Source organism: Niastella koreensis GR20-10 (assembly GCF_000246855.1).
GTDB lineage: Bacteria > Bacteroidota > Bacteroidia > Chitinophagales > Chitinophagaceae > Niastella > Niastella koreensis.
Genome location: NC_016609.1, coordinates 6,833,096 through 6,857,849 on the forward strand (window position 1 = coordinate 6,833,096; position 24,754 = coordinate 6,857,849).

At 46.0% G+C, this 24,754-nt stretch carries 15 protein-coding genes and 1 riboswitch; of the genes, 7 read left to right on the forward strand and 8 right to left on the reverse strand.

From position 1 onward, the window contains the following. Window positions 1-282: 282 nt before the first annotated feature. The 4 genes from NIAKO_RS26985 to NIAKO_RS27000 form a co-directional block, all read right to left on the reverse strand. Window positions 283-675 (reverse strand): acyl-CoA thioesterase, encoded by a 393-nt coding sequence (locus NIAKO_RS26985; protein WP_014221633.1) that lies wholly within the window; start codon window positions 673-675, stop codon window positions 283-285. A gap of 111 nt (window positions 676-786) precedes the next feature. Next, window positions 787-3,096: a 5-methyltetrahydropteroyltriglutamate--homocysteine S-methyltransferase gene (gene metE / locus NIAKO_RS26990; RefSeq protein WP_041349436.1), complete on the reverse strand. Its 2,310-nt coding sequence runs from the start codon at window positions 3,094-3,096 to the stop codon at window positions 787-789. Window positions 3,097-3,256: 160 nt separating this feature from the next. Then, a riboswitch (cobalamin riboswitch) is annotated at window positions 3,257-3,471 on the reverse strand. A 101-nt stretch (window positions 3,472-3,572) separates the two neighbouring features. After that, window positions 3,573-5,942, reverse strand: a complete 2,370-nt coding sequence (locus NIAKO_RS26995) for a ribonucleoside-diphosphate reductase subunit alpha (RefSeq protein WP_014221635.1) — start codon at window positions 5,940-5,942, stop codon at window positions 3,573-3,575. 89 nt (window positions 5,943-6,031) lie between these two features. Further along, entirely contained in the window at window positions 6,032-7,003 is a 972-nt protein-coding gene (locus NIAKO_RS27000) for a ribonucleoside-diphosphate reductase small subunit (protein WP_014221636.1), read from the reverse strand. Window positions 7,004-7,537: 534 nt separating this feature from the next. Between NIAKO_RS27000 and NIAKO_RS27005 the strand changes: the two genes are divergently transcribed. From NIAKO_RS27005 to NIAKO_RS27020, 4 genes are all read left to right on the forward strand, one after another. Further along, a complete protein-coding gene (locus NIAKO_RS27005) occupies window positions 7,538-9,046 on the forward strand; it encodes a carboxypeptidase M32 (RefSeq protein ID WP_014221637.1) in 1,509 nt (502 codons plus the stop codon). Window positions 9,047-9,127: 81 nt separating this feature from the next. Continuing rightward, window positions 9,128-9,493, forward strand: coding sequence for a hypothetical protein (locus tag NIAKO_RS27010; protein WP_041347364.1), 366 nt, complete (start codon window positions 9,128-9,130; stop codon window positions 9,491-9,493). Between the two features lie 456 nt (window positions 9,494-9,949). After that, window positions 9,950-14,299: a PKD domain-containing protein gene (locus tag NIAKO_RS27015; RefSeq protein WP_165761274.1), complete on the forward strand. Its 4,350-nt coding sequence runs from the start codon at window positions 9,950-9,952 to the stop codon at window positions 14,297-14,299. Window positions 14,300-14,474: 175 nt separating this feature from the next. After that, a complete protein-coding gene (locus NIAKO_RS27020) occupies window positions 14,475-15,521 on the forward strand; it encodes a PorP/SprF family type IX secretion system membrane protein (RefSeq protein WP_014221640.1) in 1,047 nt (348 codons plus the stop codon). Here NIAKO_RS27020 and NIAKO_RS39855 read toward each other — a convergent pair. Further along, window positions 15,511-15,843: a hypothetical protein gene (locus NIAKO_RS39855; protein WP_014221641.1), complete on the reverse strand. Its 333-nt coding sequence runs from the start codon at window positions 15,841-15,843 to the stop codon at window positions 15,511-15,513. The two genes, NIAKO_RS27020 and NIAKO_RS39855, sit on opposite strands and share 11 nt — an antisense overlap. 234 nt (window positions 15,844-16,077) lie before the next feature. Between NIAKO_RS39855 and NIAKO_RS27035 the strand changes: the two genes are divergently transcribed. From NIAKO_RS27035 to NIAKO_RS27045, 3 genes are all read left to right on the forward strand, one after another. Further along, entirely contained in the window at window positions 16,078-16,650 is a 573-nt protein-coding gene (locus NIAKO_RS27035; protein ID WP_014221642.1) for a hypothetical protein, read from the forward strand. Between the two features lie 119 nt (window positions 16,651-16,769). Further along, a complete protein-coding gene (locus tag NIAKO_RS27040; protein ID WP_014221643.1) occupies window positions 16,770-17,231 on the forward strand; it encodes a redoxin domain-containing protein in 462 nt (153 codons plus the stop codon). A 148-nt stretch (window positions 17,232-17,379) separates the two neighbouring features. Continuing rightward, on the forward strand, window positions 17,380-17,715 hold the full coding sequence (locus NIAKO_RS27045) for a T9SS type A sorting domain-containing protein (protein WP_014221644.1): 336 nt from the start codon (window positions 17,380-17,382) through the stop codon (window positions 17,713-17,715). 71 nt (window positions 17,716-17,786) lie between these two features. Here the strand turns inward: NIAKO_RS27045 and NIAKO_RS27050 are convergent, their stop codons facing one another. From NIAKO_RS27050 to NIAKO_RS27060, 3 genes are all read right to left on the reverse strand, one after another. Then, complete coding sequence (locus NIAKO_RS27050; protein WP_041347370.1) at window positions 17,787-18,959, reverse strand: class I SAM-dependent rRNA methyltransferase; 1,173 nt, start codon at window positions 18,957-18,959, stop codon at window positions 17,787-17,789. Between the two features lie 254 nt (window positions 18,960-19,213). After that, window positions 19,214-22,795, reverse strand: a complete 3,582-nt coding sequence (locus NIAKO_RS27055; RefSeq protein ID WP_014221646.1) for a VCBS repeat-containing protein — start codon at window positions 22,793-22,795, stop codon at window positions 19,214-19,216. A gap of 104 nt (window positions 22,796-22,899) precedes the next feature. Beyond that, entirely contained in the window at window positions 22,900-24,738 is a 1,839-nt protein-coding gene (locus tag NIAKO_RS27060; protein ID WP_014221647.1) for a RagB/SusD family nutrient uptake outer membrane protein, read from the reverse strand. Between the last annotated feature and the right edge of the window lie 16 nt (window positions 24,739-24,754).

The window sequence follows — 24,754 nt, forward strand, 5'->3', positions numbered from 1 at the left end:
TAGTTGGCGGTATTTCACATTTTCATTGGCAGACGGCAGACGGCAGAAATGAAAGGCAGTGGCCAGTAGGCAAAGGGCAGTAGTGAAAAAGGCAAAGGGCAAAAGGCAGAAAACAGCCGCAAGCCGCAAGCTACAAGCAATACACTTCTGCGCGGTGGTCAGCAATAAATTTCAGGAGGGGCAAGTTTTCTAATTAATCTGCCGTGTCGCCAGCCCAAGCCAACACTTGCGGTCGGCATCCCGACAAGCGAAGCTTCGTCGGGACTCACCACTTACTACTCACTACTCACTACTCACAATAGGCACCGGTCTTTTATGTTCGTCCACGGCTACCAGGGTAAATGTGCCGCTGATAGCTCTTTCCCGGCCATCTGAATACATTTCTTCAATGTATATTTCAACCAGCACCCGCACACTGCTTTTACCGGTATGAATAACCTTGCCAATCAGTTCAATGATGGTGCCTGCGGGTATGGGCCGGGTAAAATCAATTTTATCTGAGGAAACTGTTACCATGCGTTTGCGGGCAAAACGGGTGGCGCAAATAAACGCAACTTCATCCATCAAGGCCATGGCTGTGCCGCCAAATAAGGTATCGTAATGGTTAGTGGTGTTGGGAAATACGGCTTTGAATATTCTTGTTTCTGATTGTTTAATTTTTTCCTCTATCGTCATTTGTAACTATTGTTATAAGAAAAGGTTACAGGTTACAAGTGCCAGGTTACAGGGAAAAAGCCCCTGCAACCTGAAACCTGTAACTGAAACTTTAAATGAAAATGCTTCTATTTAAACCAATGCTGGTTCTTCTGCTTTCTCCCTTGCCTGCTGAGCAGCCTGCACCATGTTCTTCAGGGCGGCAATGGTTTCCGTCCAGCGGCGGGTTTTTAATCCGCAGTCGGGATTAACCCATAGATTTTTAACCGGTAATAAAGCGGCTGCTTTTTCCAGTAAATGGGTCATCTCTTCTACTGTGGGTACCCGTGGAGAGTGAATGTCGTATACGCCGGGCCCAATTTCATTAGGGTATTTGAATCGGGCAAAAGCTTCCAGCAACTCCATTTGCGAGCGGCTTGTTTCAATGGTAATTACATCGGCATCCATTTTGGCAATGTGCTCCATAATATCATTGAACTCGCTATAACACATATGGGTATGTATCTGGGTTTCATCCTTCACTCCACTGGCCGACAAGCGGAATGCTTTTACCGCCCATTCCAGATAAGCCGGACCGTCTTTCTTTCTCAATGGCAACCCTTCCCTGATAGCCGGCTCATCTATCTGAATTACTTTAATGCCTGCTTTTTCCAGGGCCACCACTTCATCTCTTATGGCCAGCGCTATTTGAAAAGCCGTTTGCCATCTCGGCTGATCGTCCCGTACAAACGACCATTGCAAAATGGTTACGGGGCCGGTAAGCATGCCTTTCATCAGCCTGTTGGTTTGCGCCTGGGCAAAGGTGCTCCACCGAACGGTCATATCAGCGGTTCTGCTTACATCGCCTGCAATTACCGGTGGTTTCACACATCGGCTGCCATAGCTTTGTACCCAGCCGTTCTTTGTGAATACGTACCCTTCCAGCTGTTCGCCAAAATATTCCACCATGTCGTTGCGCTCAAACTCGCCATGCACCAGTACATCCAACCCGATCTCTTCCTGCACGCGAATAGCCGAGATGGTTGCTTCTTCAATTTCTGACTCATATTTCTGTTGTGTCAGATCGCCCTTTTTCAACCTGGCACGCAACTGACGGATCTCTTCTGTTTGCGGGAACGACCCAATGGTTGTAGTGGGATATAATGGCAACTGAAACCGTTGCTGTTGTATTTGCTGCCGAACGGTAAATTCATTGTTGCGGGTTGCATCGGCATCTTTTATTGCAGCCACCCGGTCTTTCACCACCTGTTTATGAATACGGGTTGAATTACGGCGGCTTTCGATAATGGCAGTGTTCTTCTTCAACAAGTCACTATTACCCGCCGCTATTTGTTTTAAGTCATTGATCTCATCCAGCTTTTGTTTGGCAAAAGCCATCCAGCTTTTTATGTCGGCATCCAATGCTGTTTCCCCATCCAGGTCAACAGGAGAGTGCAACAGTGAGCAGGAAGGCGCCAGCATGAGGCGTTCTTCCGGGATAACTGCTTTTGCTTTCTCTATCAGCGCCAGGGATTTACTGTAATCGTTCTTCCAGATGTTACGGCCATCTACCACGCCTAATGAGAGTGACAATTTTGGCGGCAGGGCCCTCACAACTTCATCAATCTGCTGAGGCGCCCGTACCAGGTCAATATGCAGGGCGCATACCGGCAGGCTCACGGCCAGGCTGGTGTTCTCCTGCAAACCTTCAAAGTAAGTGGCCAGCAATATTTTCAAATCGCCGCATTGTTTGCGGATCTCTTTATAGGCATATTCAAATGCCTGCTTTTGTTTTTCGGTAAGGTCTGTTACCAGGAAGGGCTCATCTATCTGCACCCAGATGGCGCCGTTCTCTTCCAGCTTTTTAAGCACCTCAATATATACAGGTAATAGTTTCTTTAACAGGTCAATCCTGTCAAAAGGCTGGGTATCTTTTTCTTTTCCTAACAATAAATACGAAACGGGGCCAATCAATACCGGTTTAGGTATAGTACCGGTTACGCGCTGGCATTCGTTGAACTCGTTAAACAGCTTATCGCTCAACAGTCGAAACTGCTGGTTGGCTGTAAACTCAGGCACAATGTAATGGTAATTGGTATCGAACCACTTCGTCATCTCCATGGCGGTGATATCGAGGTCCTGTTGCTGGTAACCGCGGGCCATGGCGAAGTACAGGTCAATCTCTGTATTTTCTTTGATATCCGTGGCCACAGGCGTATAACGGGGCGGCACAGCGCCCACCAGCAATGACATATCCAGTACCTGGTCGTAAAAGCTGAAATCGTTACAGGGTATCATGTCGATACCGGCCTGTTTTTGCAATAACCAGTTTTCTTCCCTGATCTTTTTAGCGGTAAGAAATAATTCGCTTCTGGTAATGTTACCAGCCCAGTATTGTTCACTGGCCTTTTTCAATTGGCGTTGCGCCCCAATACGGGGGAACCCAAGATTGTGTGTTAGCATACGCATAAAACATTTTGAGAAACATTAATGAATAGTATTAATGTCTTTACGTTTAATGTGTATGCTTTCGTGATAAAGTGTTAGAGAGAAACAGTTACATTGTGAGGTGCAACGTGAGGTGATTAACTGCTCCTGACTGCTGCTTTTTAACCGCGAAAGCATTGGTCTCCGTTTTCAGGCAAGTATCCTGGCTCGTTGTTCTGCTACATGCCTTCCCATAACATTGAGGTCTGCTACAGTGGCTTCTTATGCAGCGCTGTGGGAACAATACCCACTACAACATACAGTTGCGCGACAGCCCGTGATTCACACACGGTTCCTTTTTAATCCTCTCCCGTTCAGGTCAGAAGAGAAACCCAAAAACATGCGTTAAAGTAAAGAACTACCCGGCAAATATAAGGAAATCAAAATAAAAGAGAGCCCCCAAATAGGGGCTCTCTGTGTTCAATACTTGGTATATGTTCGAGCTGTGAAGACTATGAGCTGCAGGTAACGCAACCTTCTTCCATAGTGCACACCTGTCCTTCTATTATCTCATCGTTGCTTTCACCTGATTTTGGTACTACAGGCTCCATTTGACGGCTGCCTTGTTTTTCAACCGTAAACTGTACCGCCTGTGATGCTGCCTGTGTACGCAGATAATACATGCCTGTTTTCAAACCTACTTTCCATGAGTAGAAGTGCATAGAAGTAAGTTTAGCTACAGTTGGATTATCAACAAACAGGTTCAGTGATTGCGACTGGCAAATGAATGCGCCGCGATCGGCTGCCATGTCAATCAAATGACGTTGTTTTATTTCCCATACGGTTTTGTACAACGCTTTGATTTCGGCAGGTATTTCGTTGATGTTTTGAATAGAACCATTGGCTGCAATGATCTTGTTCTTCATGGAATCGTTCCAAAGGCCCAGTTGTACCAGGTCTTTCAACAGGTGTTTGTTTACAATGATAAACTCACCACTCAATACCCGGCGAACATAGATGTTTGAGGTATAGGGTTCAAAACATTCGTTGTTACCTAATATCTGTGAAGTAGAAGCGGTTGGCATGGGTGCTACCAGCAGGGAGTTGCGTACGCCATGTTTCATTACTTCTGCACGCAGTGCATTCCAATCGTACCGGTTTGATGGTTCTACATTCCACAGATCAAACTGGAACTGTCCTTTTGATAATGGTGAACCGGCAAAGGTTTCATAAGCGCCCTGTTCAATGGCCATATCCTTGCTGGCGGTCATAGCCGCAAAGTAGATGGTCTCGAAAATGTTCTTGTTCAACATTTTTGCCAGGTCGCTTTCAAAAGGCAAGCGCAACAGGATGAACACATCGGCCAGTCCCTGTACACCTAACCCAATTGGGCGGTGACGCAGGTTGGAACGTTTTGCTTCCTCAATTGGATAATAGTTGTTATCAATAATCTTATTGAGGTTACGTGCTGCCTGGTAGGTTACTTCGAATAATTTATCGAAATCGAATTTTCCTTCGTTTACAAAGCGTGGCAATGCCAGTGAAGCCAGGTTACATACCGCTACTTCATCAGCGCTGGTATATTCCAGGATCTCGGTACACAGGTTGCTGCTTTTGATGGTTCCCAGGTTCTGCTGGTTGCTCTTACGGTTAGCCGCATCTTTATACAGCATGTAAGGCGTACCGGTTTCAATTTGCGCTTCCAGAATAGCGAACCACAGGTCCTGCGCTTTTATTACTTTACGTTGACGGCCTTCTGCTTCGTAGCGATTATACAGCGCTTCAAACTCCTCGCCAAATGTATCGCCTAAACCAGGCGCTTCATTAGGGCAGAACAGGCTCCAGTCGCCATTCGATTCCACGCGCTTCATGAACAGGTCGTTTATCCACAGTGCATAGAACAGGTCTCTTGCACGCATTTCTTCTTTACCATGGTTCTTACGCAGGTCCAGGAACTCTACGATGTCGGCATGCCAGGGTTCCAGGTAAATAGCAAAGGCGCCTTTGCGTTTGCCACCGCCCTGGTCAACATAACGGGCTGTATCGTTGAACACTCGCAGCATGGGAATAATACCATTGCTGGTACCATTGGTGCCGCCTATATAGCTACCGGTTGCACGTACGTTGTGGATAGACAAACCGATACCACCGGCGCTTTGTGAAATTTTAGCAGTTTGTTTCAGTGTATCGTAAATGCCATCGATGCTGTCGTCTTTCATGGTGAGCAAAAAGCAGGATGACATTTGCGGTTTGGGCGTACCACCATTGAACAAAGTAGGCGTGGCATGGGTAAACCAGCGCTCACTCATGAGGTTGTACGTTTTAATAGCGCTTTCGATATCTTCTTTGTGAATACCGATTGATACGCGCATGTACATATGCTGAGGACGCTCCACAATTGCTCCATCTATCCGCAACAGGTATGATTTTTCCAGGGTTTTAAAGCCGAAATAATCAAAACCAAAATCACGGTCATAAATGATAGAGCTATCCAGCAACTCTGCATTGGCCTCGATGATCTCCATTACGTCATCGGCCAGCAACGGCATTTTACGGCCTGTAGCAGAATCCGTATAATCATACAATCGTTTCATGGTGCCTGAGAATGACTTCTCAGTATTCTTATGCAGATTGCTCACTGCTATCCGTGAAGCCAGCAATGCATAATCAGGGTGTTTGGTAGTTAATGACGCAGCTGTTTCAGCAGCCAGGTTATCCAGCTCTGAAGTGGTAACCCCGTCATAAATACCTTCAATTACTTTTTTTGTTACTTCTATCACATCAACCAGGGGGCTCAATCCATACGACAGTTTCTGAATACGCGCCGTGATTTTATCGAACTTTACTGTTTCTTTTTTCCCGTTCCTTTTTAATACGTTCATGTCAATGGAGTTTATAGTGCTATCAAATAATATTTCCGATCTTTCGGGATGCTGGATTTTTTACGCTCTGGCCTTTACGATGGTTCTCCTTAGAAATCTTCATCAAGCGAAAACTGTTGCGATTCTTTGCTGGCGTTTACCCCGGCTTTGCGGTAATCGCCTACTCTCTTTTCAAAGAAGTTGGTTTTACCCTGCAGGGAGATCATTTCCATAAAGTCGAACGGATTGGTTGCATTGAACATTTTGGGGTAACCCAGTTCGCTCAGCCATCTGTCGGCAACAAATTCAATATACTGTTGCATTAACCGGGCGTTCATTCCAATAAGGTCAACCGGTAATGCTTCGGTGATAAATTCTTTTTCAATACGCACGGCATCGCCGATGATATTGAACACCTGCTCCTGTGTTAATTTGGCATTCAGCATGCTGTATAACAGGCAGGCAAATTCGCAATGCAGGCCTTCGTCACGGCTAATCAATTCATTGCTGAAGGTAAGACCGGGCATTAACCCTCTTTTCTTCATCCAGAAAATAGAACAAAAGCTACCGCTGAAGAAAATACCTTCCACTGCTGCAAAAGCTACTAAACGCTCGGCGAAGTTCCCTTGTTCAATCCAACGCAATGCCCACTCTGCTTTTTTCTTCACAGCCGGTACGGTATCGATGGCGTGGAACAGTCTGTCTTTTTCGTTAACATCTTTAACATATGTATCTATCAGTAATGCATATGTTTCGGAGTGAATGTTCTCCATCATGATCTGAAAACCGTAAAAGCAACGCGCTTCGGGCAATTGCACTTCACTCATAAAATTCACTGCCAGGTTCTCATTCACAATACCATCGCTGGCGGCGAAGAAGGCCAGTACGTGTGAGATAAAATGGCGCTCGCCATCATTCAGCGAGGCCCAGTCTTTCAGGTCGCCACTTAAATCAATTTCCTCAGCCGTCCAGAAGCTGGCTTCATGCTTTTTATACATTTCCCAGATGGTGGGATATTTGATCGGGAGAATAACAAAACGGTCCTTGTTTTCCTGTAACAACACTTCATTTTCGGTCTGCATGACTACTATAGTGATTAGAATGTTAAAAATGCGGCACGACAGCAGATAGCAACCCCAGCGATCCCGACTTGTCGTCGGGACACCAATACTTCACATGAAATGCTGAAGCAGTAATCATTTGCCGGTACCTTATCGGGAAAGTTCCAAACATACTTTGTAACGGCAGGTCTCCTGGCTTGTTGATGTGCTGAGGTGTGGCTGACCGATTGGTATGATGTCATTCAGTCAGCACCGTAACAAATTATTAATAAGAACCTGTACGAAAATAATACCCCTGTGAAAAACTCATCGAAAAGGTTCTTCACACGGTGTTAATAGTTTTATCACACAGGTTTAATGCAATTGAATATCAGGCACGTTCCACATAAGGCCGAAACCTTGCAAGCAATGGAAAAAGAAGTAGTTAGAACCGGATTGGGGAATAACGTTCCACTCACATTTTTCCACCCTGTATTTTATTATTGTGGTGGTTTTTGGGTATGGTATAATTTACCGACTTTCGCACCCTGTTATTAAATAAAAATTTCATCCAGCATGACAAATACAGCTACCAGATCCCTGTACGATGAATATATAAAAGGGATGCAAACGATTGCCGATCTGCGCTATGCCGCCGCTGTGTTGCAGTGGGACCAGGAAACTTATCTGCCACCCAAGGGCGCTCCCATTCGCGGACAGCAGATTGCCACCCTTTCTGAAATTGCCCATAAGCATTTTACCGATGAAAAACTGGGCGCGCTGTTGCAGGAGTTGTTGTCGGGTGATAAATTGTCAGCCGGTGAAAAAAGAAATGTGGAATTGACGTGGCAGGACTATTCCAAACAAAAGAAATTTACCTCCGCCTTTGTGCGTACACTGGCCGAGGCGGTGAATAAAAGTTTTCATAGCTGGATGGAAGCCCGCAAGGCTAATGACTTCTCCGTTTTTGCCAACGACCTGGGCCGCCTGGTTGAATTAAAAAAACAGGAAGCCGACATGCTGGGGTACGAACACCACCCCTACAATGCCTTACTCGACGATCACGATAAAGGCGCTACCGTTCAACTGCTCGATGGGGTGTTTTCTACCATTAAACAGCCATTAAAAGACCTGTTGGGGAAAATTGCTGCCCAGCCACCGGCTGACGACAGCTTTTTGCGCCAACATTTCAATAAGGATAAACAATGGCAGTTTGGCCTGCAGGTGGTAAAAGAACTGGGGTACGATATGGAAGCCGGCCGCCAGGATCTTTCGGAACACCCCTTCACCACCAATTTCAACAGCCAGGACGTGCGCATTACCACCCGTATTGATGAAAATGACCTTAGCAATATGGTGTGGAGCTGTATTCACGAAGCGGGCCATGCCCTGTACGAACAGGGTTTACTGTTAAATGAATATGGGTTGCCGCTGGGTGAACCCGCCTCCTATACTATTCATGAGTCACAATCGCGCTTATGGGAAAACCATGTTGGCCGTAGCCGGGCTTTTTGCGAACGCTGGCTGCCGGTATTGCAATCGTATTTTCCCGAACAACTGGGCAATGTCTCTGTTGAACAATTCTACAAAGGCATTAATAAGGTAGAACCGTCGCTGATACGTACTGAGGCTGATGAACTTACCTATCATTTTCACATCATGATCAGGTATGAGCTGGAAAAACTGCTCATTGGCGGAGCCATGAATGTTAAAGACATTCCGGGTTACTGGAACGAGCAATACCTGACATTAATGGGCGTAAAAGTACCAGGCGACAAGCAGGGTTGCCTGCAGGATGTACACTGGAGCCATGGCAGTTTTGGCTACTTTCCCACCTACAGTTTGGGAAGCTATTATGCAGCACAGTTTTACTCCTATGCAAATCAGTCAATTACAGATTTAAACGGACTTATAAAACAAGGCAATAACGTACCTTTGCTGCAATGGTTACGAAATGCGGTGCACCAGAAAGGACGGCGACTTACCAGTGAGGAGTTGTGCAAAGATATATGCGGAGAAACCCTGAATATTGAATATTTTACAGGCTACTTACTTGGTAAATACAAAGATATTTACAAATTTTAATATCTTAATGTAAGTGCCTAAGTCTGAACTATGAGAATACTTAAACCTCTGATTTTGGTAGGGTGCCTAACCCTGATATCCATGTCGTGCAAGAAAGCAATTGAGAAGAAAGCGGAAGACATGGTAATGGATGCCATTACACATGGGGAATGGATCGTAGAACAGTACTTTGAGGGCAGCAATAATCTCTCCAGCTTGTTTTCAGCTTATAGTTTCAAGTTCAATTCAGATGGAACTTTAATTGGTACGGCAAATAGTGTCAGTACCAATGGCACATGGGCGCCAAACGTATCTGATTATACCATAGACTCAGAATTTCCGACGGCTGTGGACCCATTGACAAGATTAATCGGCGTGTGGAAGATCAAAGACAGTGACTGGGATTATGTGAAAGCGGAGATGGTAACAGCCAACGGAACCAAACTTTTGATATTACGCAAAAAATAGATCCAGAAAGAATTTTATCCCAACGAGGCTTGGATTTTTTTCGTACAAATAAGTTGACGCAACTACTTGCCCCGGCAAGTCGGGGTTAAACAATATACTCCTTCCCTTTTAACCGGCAACCTTTGAACGATCAGGCTTCAGCCCCTGAATATCCTATTTAATACTTCAGACTACAATCCGCATACCCCTGATAAAACCGTTTGCCCAACAACTGGTTAAGAACTGGTCATTTGTGCTATGCAAATACGCATCATGGTGAAATATGTTTCGCCTATACGAAATATAATTTACCGGGAATAAGGTTTGCATTGAGAATGGTCACGTTGTTCAGATGAGGGGCATTACTGCCTAGTAAACCATAAAACAGTTTTGCACTTGAGTAAATTTGTACTGGCACCTTGTGGTAACCGGTTACTTATGCCGGTTCGGTTTGCATTTGTAAACCGGCTATCCCTATTGAGAACATGGCTTTTTTTACCATTTGCGCTTTTATTTTCCCTGCCCGTTTTTGCACAACAAATGAGCCCCGACTTCACAACATCATCTCCGGCATCGGGTTGTGCGCCTTTAGGGGTTACGTTTAAAGATCTTACTACCGGCAGCCCCAAATTCTGGAACTGGGATTTCGGGAACGGCACGCTTTCCAATGCGCAAAATCCTACTATAATATTTGATCAGCCCGGCACCTATACCGTGACGTTGGTGGTGAGAAACGATGACGGCACCAACGGCATCACAAAAACAAATTATATTACCGTTTACCCATCTCCCGCCGCCGCTTTCAGCGCCAACTATACAACAGGTTGTATTCCGGTAAACGTTCAGTTTACCGATAAAAGTACAGCTCCCAATGGCAGTATTGTAGCCTGGCAATGGGACTTTGGCGATGGCGGCACCAGTACTGCTCAAAACCCTGCCCATACCTATAATGTCGCCGGTTTTTACAACGTTACGCTGATAGCTACAAGCAGTTCAGGTTGTAAAGGCACTGCCAGTTATGGCCGCTACATTCGTATTGTAGCTGGTGTAACAGCCGATTTTACCAATACAAAACCGAGTACCTGCCAGGGGCCTTATACTATCAATTTCACCAACCAGTCCAGCGGACCCGGTAATATGACCTTTCAATGGAACCTGGGCAATGGCAGCACCCCTACTACAACAAATCCGTCAACTACATATGCTACTACCGGCACTTATAATGTAACCCTTACCGCCACCAGTGAGTTTGGTTGTTCGGGCACCATTACCAAACCGGTTACCCTTTCGGGTCCCGTTACCGACATTAAAGTAGCGGATTCACCCTGTCAAAACACAAAAGTATCGTTCATTAATAATTCCACAGTAAAACCGCAAAAGACCCTGTGGGATTTTGGCAATGGCGCACAATCAACCAATACAGACGACAACACTATTTACCCCACAGCAGGTAGTTACACCGTGAAACTGTACAATAATTACGCTGGTTGCAAAGACTCGGCAATTAAAGTAATATTTATAAAGCCCAGCCCTGTTATTAATTTTACCGCTACGAATGCCACGGCCTGTAAACCACCCCTTACTGTAACTTTTCAGGATGCTTCACCTCCACCTGCTACCATCACCAAATGGTCGTGGGATTTTGGCGATGGCAGTACCGGATCCGGTTCACCCACCACCCATCAATATAATTCGGCTGGCAATTACAACGTGTCGGCGGTTTTTACCGACAATGCGGGATGTGAAGGGCAGATCAGTAAACCGGCGGTTATTCAAATAACTCCCCCAACAGTGAAGATCACCAGCGTACCGGCGGGTGGTTGCGTGCCCTATACTTATGCGCCCACAGCAATTGTTTCTTCTATTGACGGGGTAGCTACTTATTCCTGGGATTTTGGCGATGGCACGGTAATAACCGGCACCAATCCAAGTCCCTCGCATACTTACAACACCACCGGTATTTACAAAATAAAATTAACCATTACCACCACGGGAGGTTGCACCGCAACAGACGCTCCTTCGGATGACGTAAAGGTAGGTACCCCGCCGGCGCCAAACTTTTCAGCTGCCAGCTTTGATATTTGCCCTGCAGACAGCGCTCATTTTACCGATCTTACTCCTAAGCCGGCTGATGAATGGCTATGGAATTTTGGCGATGGCGCCACTTCCAAGGAACAAAACCCGGCACATTTTTATAACGACACCGGTACATTTGTTGTTAAGCTAACAGCCTATAATAATCGATGTCCGGGACCCTCTGTATCATTGCCGATCCATGTAAAGCCGCCGATCGCCAAATTTGTGTATAAGGTAATCTGCGGCGATCTTACGGTGGCATTTAAAGACACCTCCATAACAGATCCTGCGTATGGGCCCATAACCTATACGTGGTCATTTGGCAATCCTGCACTTGGAACCAGCACTACCGTTGGCAATACCAGCTTCACATTCCCGGCGTATGGCGTTTATGCAGTTACACTTCGCGTAACAAATGGCAGCTGCACCAGCATGTATGTAGACTCGGTAAGGATCTTAAAAGAGGTGGCAAATTTTGTAGCGCCTTCCCCTGTCTGCAGGAATGCCGGCTTTGTTATCAATTCCACCAATTCACCCGTTTACGTTACCAAATATGAATGGTCCATTGATGGCAATACTCCCATTATTGACGATGCCATTTTAGGAATCAGTTTGGCAACGAATGGCCCTCACAGCATAAGTTTAACCATTACGGATGTGAACGGTTGTACCGATACCAAAACAGCCCCGGTAACCGTTGTAAGCCCTACAGCCAACTTTACCAACGCATCGCCCGGTGGTTGTAAGAACGCCATCATTACTTTTATCGACCACTCTACGCCCAGCAGTGCCGGCAGCCCTATTTCAACATGGACATTCAATTTTGACGATGGTAAAACCCAAGCGTTTACCGCTGCACCTTTTACCCATCCTTATACCGATACCGGTGAATTTGTACCGCAGCTGACAATAACAGACGCTATGGGTTGCACGGATACCTATAAGTCGCCCGACACTGTTTTTATTTCAACACTGCACCCCTGGTTTAATTCAGACTATACCACCATCTGTCCTTCGTCGAACATTCACTTTGCCGATTCATCATTAGTTGATGGGCTTACCTATCACTGGGATTTTGGTAATGGCGGTACCTCTACTGCCCAAAACCCTGTTTTCAGCTATGGTGGCAACAACGCTACCTATAACGTGAAACTGGTGATCACCGACCGTGGTGGTTGTACCGATTCCGTTACCCGTATCAATTATATTACAGCCGTAAAACCGGTACCGGCGTTTGGGATCGGCGACACCCTTACTATTTGCCCGCCACTGGAAACCAAATTCACCTTCCAGGGCAGCAATTATGAATCCTTTGAATGGGATTTTGGCGATGGTTCCACCAACGCTTTAATGAACCCTTCGCACTTCTATAATACCTATGGCGATTTTACGCCGAAGTTGTATATCTATGGTTATGGAGGCTGTATAGATTCAACCAGCAAAACGGTACATGTATACAACCCCAATTCAGTCACCACCCTTAATTATAGTCCGCTCGATGCCTGTAACGAATTAATGGTCAACTTCACAGTGGTTACCATCCCCGACATGAAATATGTTCTTGCTTTTGGTGATGGGTCTTTAGATTCTTCGATGGCCAGCACCTATCAGCACTTTTATAATTCACCAGCATTCTATCAACCCATATTACAATACACCGATAACCAGGGTTGTATTGCCGGTGTTGCGGGAGGCAGTCAGATCAAAATAATTGGCGCTGATCCATTCTTCGCCATGGACAAGAAAAAGTTCTGTGACTCCGGTATTGTTTACTTTACCAATTACACCATTGGGAACGACCCGGTGGTAAGCAGAACCTGGGATTTTGGCGATGGTTCGCCCACTATTTCTGTTTTGCATCCTACGCACTACTTCCAGCAACCAGGCACCTTTATCGTGTCGCAAAGTGTAACAACGCAGCAAGGTTGTAGCAAAACCATAACTGATAGTGTGCGGGTTTACCGCACACCTGACCCTTACATAACCGGCGACAGCGTTGCCTGTTTGAACACAACCATGAACCTGCAGGGAAATTTAAAGGTACCCGATAGCATAGTTAACTGGAAGTGGGACCTGGGCGGTGGCAACTCAGCCACCACACAAAATGTAGGGGTGAGCTTTAAAGCCAGTGGCAACTATGTGGTGAAACTACAGGCATCCAATGCGCTTGGTTGTTCCGATACTACCAGTAAAGAACTGTATATTCCGCCATTACCCACCGTTACCGTTGGTCCTGGCCCGGTTATACCCGTAGGTACCGGGGTTACTTTACCGGTAACCTATGGACCGGAGGTAGTGAGCTATAACTGGATCCCCGACAAGAACCTGAGCTGTAGCGATTGTCCGGCGCCTTTTGCGAATCCTAAAACCACCACCACCTATACCGTGAAGGTTACTGATGAGTATGGCTGTGTTAACCAAAGTGGTGTTACGGTAACTGTGGTGTGCAATGGTTTGAACTATTTTATTCCCAATACCTTCTCACCCAATGGCGATGGCGTGAACGATGTTTTTGCACCGCGTGGTGTTGGTTTGGCGCGTGTGAACAGCATGCGCATCTTCAACCGCTGGGGCGAGATGGTGTTTGAAAAAATGAATTTCATGGCTAACGACCGTACCCCTTCCGGCGGCTGGGATGGCAACTATAAAGGCAAACCTGCCAGCCCCGATGTATATGTTTATATCATAGAGTTTGTGTGTGAAAACAATACTATCGTTCCGGTTAAAGGTAATGTGGCGTTGGTGAGGTAGTTGATAGAGTTGATCGAGTTGATAAGGGAACCGAAGTAAGAGGGAAGAAGCAGGAAGTTGACAGGTTGACAGGTTAACAAGTTGACAGGTTAAATTTTGCAGGAAAGCCCGGATTACGGGAACCCCTTCACGTTTCACGTTTCACGATTCAAAAATAACCTTAAAAACAGAACATATGATTCCCGGCAGCTGCTTTAGACGATCTATAGCCGGCTTTACACTGATGCTTTCCCTGCTGACCGCAAAAGGGCAGGACCTGCATTTTTCGCAATTTTTTGAAGCGCCACTGCTACGCAACCCCTCGCTGGCCGGCATTTACACAGGGGATTACCGTATTCAGGGCGTGTATCGCGATCAATGGAACAGCGTCACCAATGCTTACAGAACCGGTTCGCTGAACGCCGAAATAAAATTACCAATTGGTAGCGGCAATGATTTTATCAGTACCGGTATCCAGGCCCTGTTTGATAAGGCCGGTACCGTGGGCCTAACCACCACGCATATTCTGCCTGCCTTCAATTACCATAAATCGCTGAGCAACGATAAAACCATGTACCTGTCGCTGGGCTTTATGGGCGGGCTGATCCGAAAAAGCATCGACATTACCAAGGTCACTACCGACAACCAATACAACGGCGCCGGCGGATACGACCCCACTTTACCTACAGGCGAAACTATGTTATCGCCCAATTACAGCACGTGGGATGCCAGTGTGGGTATGAGCTTCAATACCACTTTTGGCACCGATCAGCAAAACAGCATGTTCATTGGCGGCGCCTATCACCATTTAAACCGGCCCAAAAACTCATTCTATCATAATCGCAGTATTGAGCTGAACCCCAAATATGTGGCGTCTATTGGGGTGAAGTGGAGCATGGATGATGTTTCTTACCTTACCCTGCAGGCCGATTACAGCAAACAGGGCGCCTACAAAGAAACCATCGGCGGCGCTTTGTATTCCTACAAACTGGGGGTGGATGCCGACAACAACCCGGCCTATACAGTAAGTGGTGGTTTATTTGTTCGCTGGAAGGACGCCATGGTGCCGGTGCTGAAAATTGAATGGGGCAACCTGTCAACCGCCCTGAGCTATGACGTGAACATCTCACAGCTAAAAACCGCCAGCATGGGCCGGGGTGGCTTTGAATTATCCGTCAGCTACATTGGCTTTTTGCACCACGATAACAGCGCCCAGTACAAAATGTTATGTCCTAAATTTTAGCACAAATACCGTATTTCAGGAAATCGATTCCCCATTTCGAAAAAGATTTGGCATCCTGCTCCTCAAAATTATAACTCCCTGTCACCCCACTGCAGGCCAGTACAGCCATGCACCTAATTATCATCCGGCTATTCCATCCCATGGGTGGCGTTAAGGCAACGCCCGGCTGTGATTTTACGAATAATATAATAGGGAGAATGGAGGTTGTAATCGCAAACCTTTTCAGAACCAAAAGAGTGCGTTTTTGAATAAGAATTAAACGACAATGAATTAGAACATTCGGCCCAAAAATAACCAACTGCCGAACAAAACAAACAGGCATACGTTTGTTGAAATTTATAAATAAGTGTAACCGTAAAAAGTTACAAACCCATGAGTCGGGTACACTTATTGTAATAAGAATATATCGCTGCTGAGTTACTGACTGCTGCCCTTTTCCTTTTTTGTGCCACCCGCGACCACCGCCAATTTCCTCCCCTGGAAAACTAATTCACATGCAGTTTTTTTTATTGATGGGTATTTATAATTCGCTGATAAAATCTTAAATTTAATAAACATGAGAATTCCGGCAGCGATAGCAACCTCCCGCCGTCCGCACCAACCAACCGGACTGCCTGTAACAATGCTTATGACCATTGTTGCGCTGGCTCTTTCTTCAACTGCGTTTACCCAAAGCAGGTATGACTGGCGAACGAATATCGACCAGGTGATCCATGAAACAGACAGCCTCTCACTTAAATCGCAACGCACTTTTTACCTGAATAAAATAAAGGGGAAAGATGATCCCCTGAAAGAAACCTGGTATTACACCGTTCACAATAATAATATCATTGTATTTGAGGTTCGCTACCGGATCGATTCGCTGGAGTATACCGAAACTTATTACATGAACAGGAACCGGTTGATATGTATGGAGTTGTATGAAACCGATTTTCTCTCCTATTATGAAGATGAAATAAAGCATGGAGAGGTGTTCTTTTTCGACCACGACATGCTGATACAATATGTTACCGTGGGTAACGGACTAACGGATTTGTCTTTCCGCGATCCGCAATACGAACCGTTACGAAGATTTTATAAGCGGTATATAGAGTTGCAAAAAAATATCCTGGCGCTGGCGACGAACTAGGTGGCCTATTAGCTAATGGGCTAATGGGCTAATGGGCCAATATGCTATTTATATTCCCAATTAACTAATTTGCGATCGTTTTTAATTAGCATATTATCTCATTATCAAATTATCACATTATGATTGGCTCTCCCGCACCCGATTTTACCCTTTTTGATTCGGCCAAGAACCAGGTAAGTCTGCATAGCTTAAAAGGCAAAAAAGTGATCCTGCTTTTTTTCCCGTTCGCATTCAGCAGTACCTGCACCAGAGAGCTTTGTTATGTACGCGATAACCTAAGCCAGTTTAATAATGTCGATGCAGCCGTATTGGGCATCAGTGTGGACTCATTATATACGCTGGCAAAATATAAAGAAGACCAGGGGTTTCAATTCACCCTGCTGAGCGATTTTAATAAAGAAGTATCCAGGCTTTACAACGCGATATATGAGAACTGGAATTATAATATGAAAGGAGTTTCAAAAAGAGCTTCGTTTGTGATTGACCGCAAAGGCATTGTACAGTATGCCCAGGTGTTAGTAAACGCCGGTGACATGCCCGACTTTGAGGCCATTGAGGCAAGCCTGGCTGCAATTAATTGATTATTATCAATTAAGATAAGGTTAAAAATCGATCTGTGTACAAAAATGTAAGCAGATTCCCTTATTAAAGCCCGGTTTATTCCTAAAGGATTTGTAATTTTGGGCAAACGGGAGTATATTGACCAATAATTGTAAAATATCATCTTGCATGAAGATTTTTTACGCATTGTCTACTATCCTTTTATTGACTTTACAAGCCAAAAGCCAGGACAGAACTCCCGGAGGAAATCCTGCACCCGCGATTGTAAAGTTCTACCCAAACCCGGCTACTTCTGTTATCACCTTTGATTTTCAAAGCGGCTACGATAAAAATTACAACCTGCAGATCTATAACTTCATTGGTAAAAAAGTACAGGAAATAAATAACATTACACCTAAGACCACAGTTAACCTGAACGATTTTTATCGCGGCATCTACATCTTCCAGTTAAAAGATAAGACCGGTAAAGTAATTGATTCAGGCAAGTTCCAGGTTTCCAAATAAGATCGTTTACACTTTATTATATAGCAAAAGGCCCCGACGGTTACCGTGGGGCCTTTGTTTATTTAGTCTTTTTATAAAACCTGTACAACCAGGAATTTCAAATAATGGGTGTTCTCCCAACCCCAGATGATCGGGTGATCGGCCGATTGGGTTAAAAAGCTTACCTGCCTGATCTTTCTCCGGGCGTCCTTTGCCGCCAACTGAATGATCTCAAGGAACAGATCGGGTTGTACCAGGTTGGTGCAACTGGAGGTAACCAGGAAACCACCCGGTTTAATCAGCTTCATACCCCGCAGATTGATCTCTTTATAACCAGTAATGGCTTTTTGAATATTATCCCTTGTTTTGGTAAACGAAGGGGGGTCAAGCATCACCACATCATATTGCTTTCCTTCTTTTGCCCAGGCTTTCAGCACATCAAACGCATTCATACACTCGAACCGGCAGTTTTTGTCAACCCCGTTGAGGGCTGCATTGCGGTTGGCCTGGTCTACCGCGTTTTGAGAAATATCAAGCCCTAACACCGATTTGGCGCCGTAATGGGCGGCATGAATTTCAAAGGTACCGGTATAAGTAAAGGCGCCCAACACATCAGCTCCCTTTACAATATGCTGAATGGCGCGGCGGTTATCCTGCTGATCGAGGAAGTAACCTGTTTTTTGACCATTCTCAAGATCCACAAAGAACTTCAGTCCGTTCTCCGTGATGGTGATCTTAGGATCAAAAGGCGCCGACAAAAATCCCTTTTGTTGTGGTAAGCCTTCCAGTTCCCGCACCGGCACATCATTGCGTTCATAGATGCCCTTTGGCTTAAAGATCTTTTCCAGCGCGGCTACAATAGCGGGTTTCCAAACATCGATGCCCAGCGCCAGGGTTTGAATAACAAAGTAATCATTGAACTTGTCGATGATCAACTGGGGCAGGTAATCGGCCTCCCCAAAAATAAGCCGGCAATTTTCTACATAGCCCAGTTGCTGGCGGTAATGCCAGGCTTCCAGCAGGCGCTTATAGAAGAACTCTTCATTTATTACATCGTCTTTTTTACGGGTAAGCAGGCGTACCAGGATCTGCGAACGGGGGTTGATGTATCCTTTCCCGATAAACTTTTTATCGTGGGTGTATACGTCAACAATATCGCCGGGATTCACTCCTTCCGGAGCCTCATTTACTTCGTTGGCAAAGATCCAGGGATGCCCGTTTGCCACCCGCATACTGATCTTTCTTTTTAATATTACCTGATTCATCGCCGCAAAAGTAAGACTTTTTGTCCCGCCCCGGTTTCACCTCATTTTCAGTTGAAAACAAGGCGGTATAAACTGAAACCACTCCATTTTCAATTAGAAATGATCCGCCACCAACTGAAATCACCCTGTTTTCAGTTAAAAACAATGCGCCACCAACTGAAAACACACTGCTTTCAGTTAGAAACAATGCACTACCAACTGAAATCGACCCGATTTCAGTTGGAAACAATACCCTCTAAACTGAAAACGCCCCATTACCGGTTGGTTACAACCCGTTTATTCCCTTTATTGTCAATGATCTCCACGCTAACGATACTGCTGTCCAGCACAATAAACCGGCCGGATTGCGACAGGAACGAGGCGCCATAATTCAATTCCCGCGCCTGCGTTTTACCATTCTGGTATTTTACATTTGCCTTTACCTCCAACGGACCAACCGGTTCACATCGCACGGGCTTTTTCAATGAATATATTTTTAGCGGGCCGCGGTTTTGCGCTGCCGCCAGCAGATAATTCCCTGCTGCATTTTTTAATTGTACCAGCGATTTGCCATTACCGGGAACAAAAATGCCGCTCTGCAGCAAACTAAGCGGGGTAAAGCCACCTTTGCCATCGCCTTGCAACAACAACCCGTCACAACCATCGTAGCGGCCAACCGATACTTCGGTACCGTAATCATTGCCGTTAATCAACACATCCAGGTTGCCATCGCCATTGAAATCCTGCACCAGCATGCCATTCAAACAGGAGAATTGTGCCGGCATGGGCAGGGGTTGTAATTCAAACCGGCCATTGCCCTGGTTCTTCACCAAACAATGCGCAAAGAAATCGGCCTTCACCACCAGGGCGTTTTTCATTTCTTCAGGCTTGAACATCTGACTAAAGGGTGCAGCCGCATAGTTTTTGTAGTTCGGATATTTTGCTTTGAAGCCAACCACCTGTTTCGTTACATCGTCGCGCATTTCGGCAATAAATTCCTGCCGTTGTGGGTTTTCGGCGCTGGCCGGCAGGTATAAGGAGGGAATGGCATCATACACGCCGTTATTATCAAAATCTTTAGCGTACATGTGAACAGGGTAGTTGGCATTGCCCCGGTAAAATGAATTCAATCCCAGGTTACCGGCTATATAATCAATATCGCCATCGTTATCAAAATCACCTGGCGCCAGGCTTGTCCACCAGCCGGTTTTATCCTGGATGCCGGTTTGCGGTGTAATGTTGTTAAAGATCCCATTCGTATTCTTTATAAACGTAAGCGGCATCCACTCTCCTGCCAATGCCAGGTCGGGCCAGCCATCGTTGTCAAAATCTGTCCATGCGGCGTCGCACACCAACCCTATCTTATTTAAACAGGGAGCAACAGTTTGGGTAACATCCACAAAGCTGGGCATGCCTGGTTTTGAATCGTTGCGGTAGATGAAGCTGCTCACCGGTTTGGGATAACTGCCCGGTTCAACCCTGCCTGCAATAAACAGGTCCAAATCGCCGTCTTTATCAAAATCTGCTACACGCACACATGATTTGCTCGTATAGTTTTTTGGAATGGCGGTTGTGTTCAGCACAAACCTGCCTTTGCCATCGTTGATGAATAACTTATCGCCATAAGCGGTATCGTTTGCGGCATGTTCGTACCCGCCCCCGGCAATAAAAAGGTCAAGGTCTTTATCGCCATCTGCATCAAACAGGGCAATGCCCATATCTTCACCCGGCTTGGTTTGTTCGCTCGCGTTGGGCTGCAATAGCTTTGATGTGAATTGTCCGCCTGGTGTCTGCAACAATAAGGTAGCGCTGTAGCCAGATGAGCCGCCACATACCAGGTCATCGAGCCCATTGCCATCCAGGTCACCTACAGCCATAGCCGGGCCATACTCCGACAATTTATGCGGCAACAATTTCTGAATATAGAAATCAATAAAATCATTTTCGGTTTGGGTATACTGTATGCCGGTGTTGGCTGTAACATCCGTGAACAGAGTATTGCCTGCCTGCACAGGTTGTTGCCAGGTATAAGGTGTTGTTGCTTTGGCCTGCACCACTGTTATCAATTGATCGGCCTTTACATGCTGCAATACCTGCATATTACCATTGGGCCATTTAATGCAAATGGAATCAACCTGGGTAACGGCGCCTAAGCCAAAATGCGCATCGCCCTGTACCGATGATAAATACCCCCGTACCGGCGATTGCTCATACACCTGTTGATGACCTTTATAATACAGCTCAATAAAAGTGCCCAGTCCGTTTTTGTTTTTGTCGGCACCCTTTAAATGAAAGCGTAAATAATGAGCGCTATCGGGCTTATTATCGCGCAGGGTATTCTTATACACCATGGCTTCGTCATTGATATTGTTCACTACAAAATCAAGATCACCATCATTATCGAGGTCGGCCCAGGCGGCGCCATTTGAAAAGGAGGGCGTGGCTAAACCCCAGTCGGTTGTGGCATTGGTAAAAGTAAGATTGCCATTGTTGTGATAGGCGTAGTTATTGATTTTTACCTGCGGTATCTGATCGAGGATAAATTTTTTACTGGCCAGTCTGCTCGACTGGCTGCGAAAGGCGGTGAAGTCGTGATCGGTGACATCTTTGGGGTAACCATTGGTGATGATAATATCCCGCCAGCCATCGTTATCAAAATCCTGCACCAGCGGCGTCCAGCTCCAGTCGGTTTCTGCAATGCCCGCCATAAACCCGATCTCGGCAAATACGGGGTCACCAATGGAATCTTTTTGCAACACCCGCGGCCCCATATTCAATTGCAGGGTATTGCGGATGTACTGGTATTGATAGTGATAGTAATCTGAGTTCTGGTATAATGAATAGCTGTTGGCCGGCAACATCATCTTTTTGCGGAAATTATCTTCGGGGTTCATATCCAGCTCTACTACATCGGCCAGCCCGTCGTTGTTTATGTCTACTACATCCTGGCCCATGCCATAAAAAGAAGTATGCTTGAAATAGGTGGTTGCTTTATCGGTAAACGTGCCGTTGTGATTATTGATGTACAACAGATCGTTAGGGAGAAAATCGTTGGTCACAAAAATATCTTTCCAGCCATCCTTATTAAAATCGGCAATGGATACAGCATGCCCGTAGCCTTCAATGGTTATGCCTGCTTCTTTTGAAACGTTGGTAAACACCGGGTGTTTCAATTGTTCATTATAGTCGTTGCGATACAAACGCCCGGTGCTGAAGTGCGAACCATCGGTAATTTTTGGTCTGAACACAGAGGGGTTGTCCTTTTCCCTGATCTCATTAACCGCCAGGCACATGTCCAGATCGCCATCGTTGTCATAATCAAAAAAAGCGGCCTGGGTACTAAACGTGGTATCGTTGAGGCCGTAATCGGCAGCCTGCTCTTTAAATTTCGGCACACCGTTCTTATCAATACCCTGGTTAACATATAAGAGATTTTGCCGCTGGGCGCCCGTTTTTAACATGGAGGCGCATACATACAGATCGGCAAGGCCATCGTTGTTGATATCCACCACACTAACACCGCGGCACCAGCGGCCTTCGCCGGCTACGCCAGCCTGTTGGGTCACATCCTCAAAAGTAAGATCGCCTTTGTTCAGGTACAGTTTATTGGGCACCAGGCTGCCGGTGAAGTACACATCCTGCAACCCATCGTTGTTGAAATCACCAATACCAACCCCGCCGCCGTTGTAAATATTTGTCATATCCAACGGGTTAATACTGTCGTTCTCTACAATGGTGTTGTTGAAATGGATCCCTGAATGCGACGAAGTGACCATCTGGAACAGGGTATTTTTTTGCTTACAGGCCGGGCCAAATAAGATGGCAAAGAAGGGTATCAGTACATAACAGTGCTTCATGAAACAATCGCTTTTATATTAAACAGAGTCGTGCCACGGCTCCTGTTTTAGGACGTGGCACGACTACTTTTGTACAGCATTTTCACATTCTATGATAATCCGGACTAGTACCCTGGGTTTTGTTTCAGGTTAACTGTTCCGAATGCGTTCTCAATATCTATTTGTTGTTGAGGTATTGGGTAATATTCATTCTTTCTGGCCGTGAACGTAGATGTGTTGTTAATGGCAAAAATGGTAGGCCGTACCTTTTCTGCAGCAGCAAATGCATTCAACTCGGGCGCCATTACCGTTCCGGTGTTATTGTCCCAACGTGCCAGGTCAAAGAAGCGGGTGCCTTCCATAGCCAGTTCCAGCTTTCTTTCGAACCGGATCGCCTTCAATGCATACGTTTTATTGGCAAAAGCTCCAGCCGGATATTCCTTTACCAGGTAATTATCAGCCGTTGTGGTTTGCACTTTGTATTTGCCGGCGCCTGCATCGTAATCACTGTTTTTATATACCCAACCGGTTGGGTCTGCAGCCCGTTTGCGAACATAGTTCACCAATGCCAGCGCCCTGTCTGGATTGTTCAATTCAATTTCACATTCTGCCTGCCACAACAGTACATCGGCAAAACGAATGAGGTTTACGTTGTTGGCATCCAGCTGTGTGGGTCCCCAGAAGCTTGTTTCAGTTGAAGACAATACGCCTTGCTGTGATTTGGAATATACATTCTTTTTGGGGCTGAAGTAACCATTTGAACCGGGATCACGTACCCATGTGTTGGTAGGTGTTGGCCCCCAATCGAAGAATGGAATACCCGGGCGGCCCATAGTTAAATCGATGCGTGGATCCAGGTTACCTGCATAAGGCGCAGCAGGATCGCTTACATTTGGTGTGCTGTTATAGGTATCGAGCAGCGGCAAACCATTGGCATCCGTCTTGTACGAGTTGGCCAGGGAAATGCTTGGGTTATTAAAACCGCAGCAGCCACCAGGACCTGCGCTGTTGGGGAAGCCCAACACATCGCCATAGTTACCATTGGTGCCTGAACCATCATTTACTACCGACTGGTAAGCAAAGATCGATTCTGCACTGTTATCTGTGGCCGCGTTGAAGTTGTCCTGGAAATTCACCAGCCTGTAAGCTTGTCCGCCCGATGTTTGTCCATTGCCGGAACCGCCATAAGTACCCGGGATTATCTTATCGAACTGTGCTTTAGCCAGTGCATATTTGTGTTCATACAAATATATTTTGCCCAGGTAAGCAATGGCCGCTGATTTATTGGCCCGGCCTATCTCCGGTTGTTTGTCGGGCAGGTCATTCACCGCCTTTTGCATATCGGCTTCTATCTTTGGCCAGATGTCAATATAATTGCCTGAACCATCTATGTTCGGCACGTTGGTATTGTTGGCAACGTACGTGATGGTTTCATCAACAAAAGGCACATTGTTCCACATTCTCTTGGCTTCAAAATGAAAATGCGCCCTTAAAAAATAGGCTTCCGCCAACATTACTTTTTTAGAAGCGTCGTCCAGGTCAGTAACCTTTGCCATTGTGCGGATCACATCATTGGCGCGTTGCGCTCCATCATAAACGGCCTGCCATTTAAGATTAAAATACGGGTTGTTGGCATTATAGGCCCAGGTTTCTATAAACACCACATCACCCTGGTCGCTCGGGGTTGATCCTTTATAGGAATCACCGCCGGCAACACTGCCAAACGCCCAGTTAGAGGCGCCTGAGGCATAGTTGTTTCCGGCTGTAACACCACCTTCGCCGCTTACCATATGGTAAGCGCCTACCAGCAGTCCCTGTACGCCGGCCGCGTTATATAATTGATCAGGACTAAATGCACCCAATGGCTTTTTATCGAGGAAGTTCTTGCCGCAGGCATATATCAGTACCAGGGTGATTACTGAAACCGCTGCGATGTACCGGTATTGAAAAGTTCTGAATTTCATATTGCTTTGATTTCAG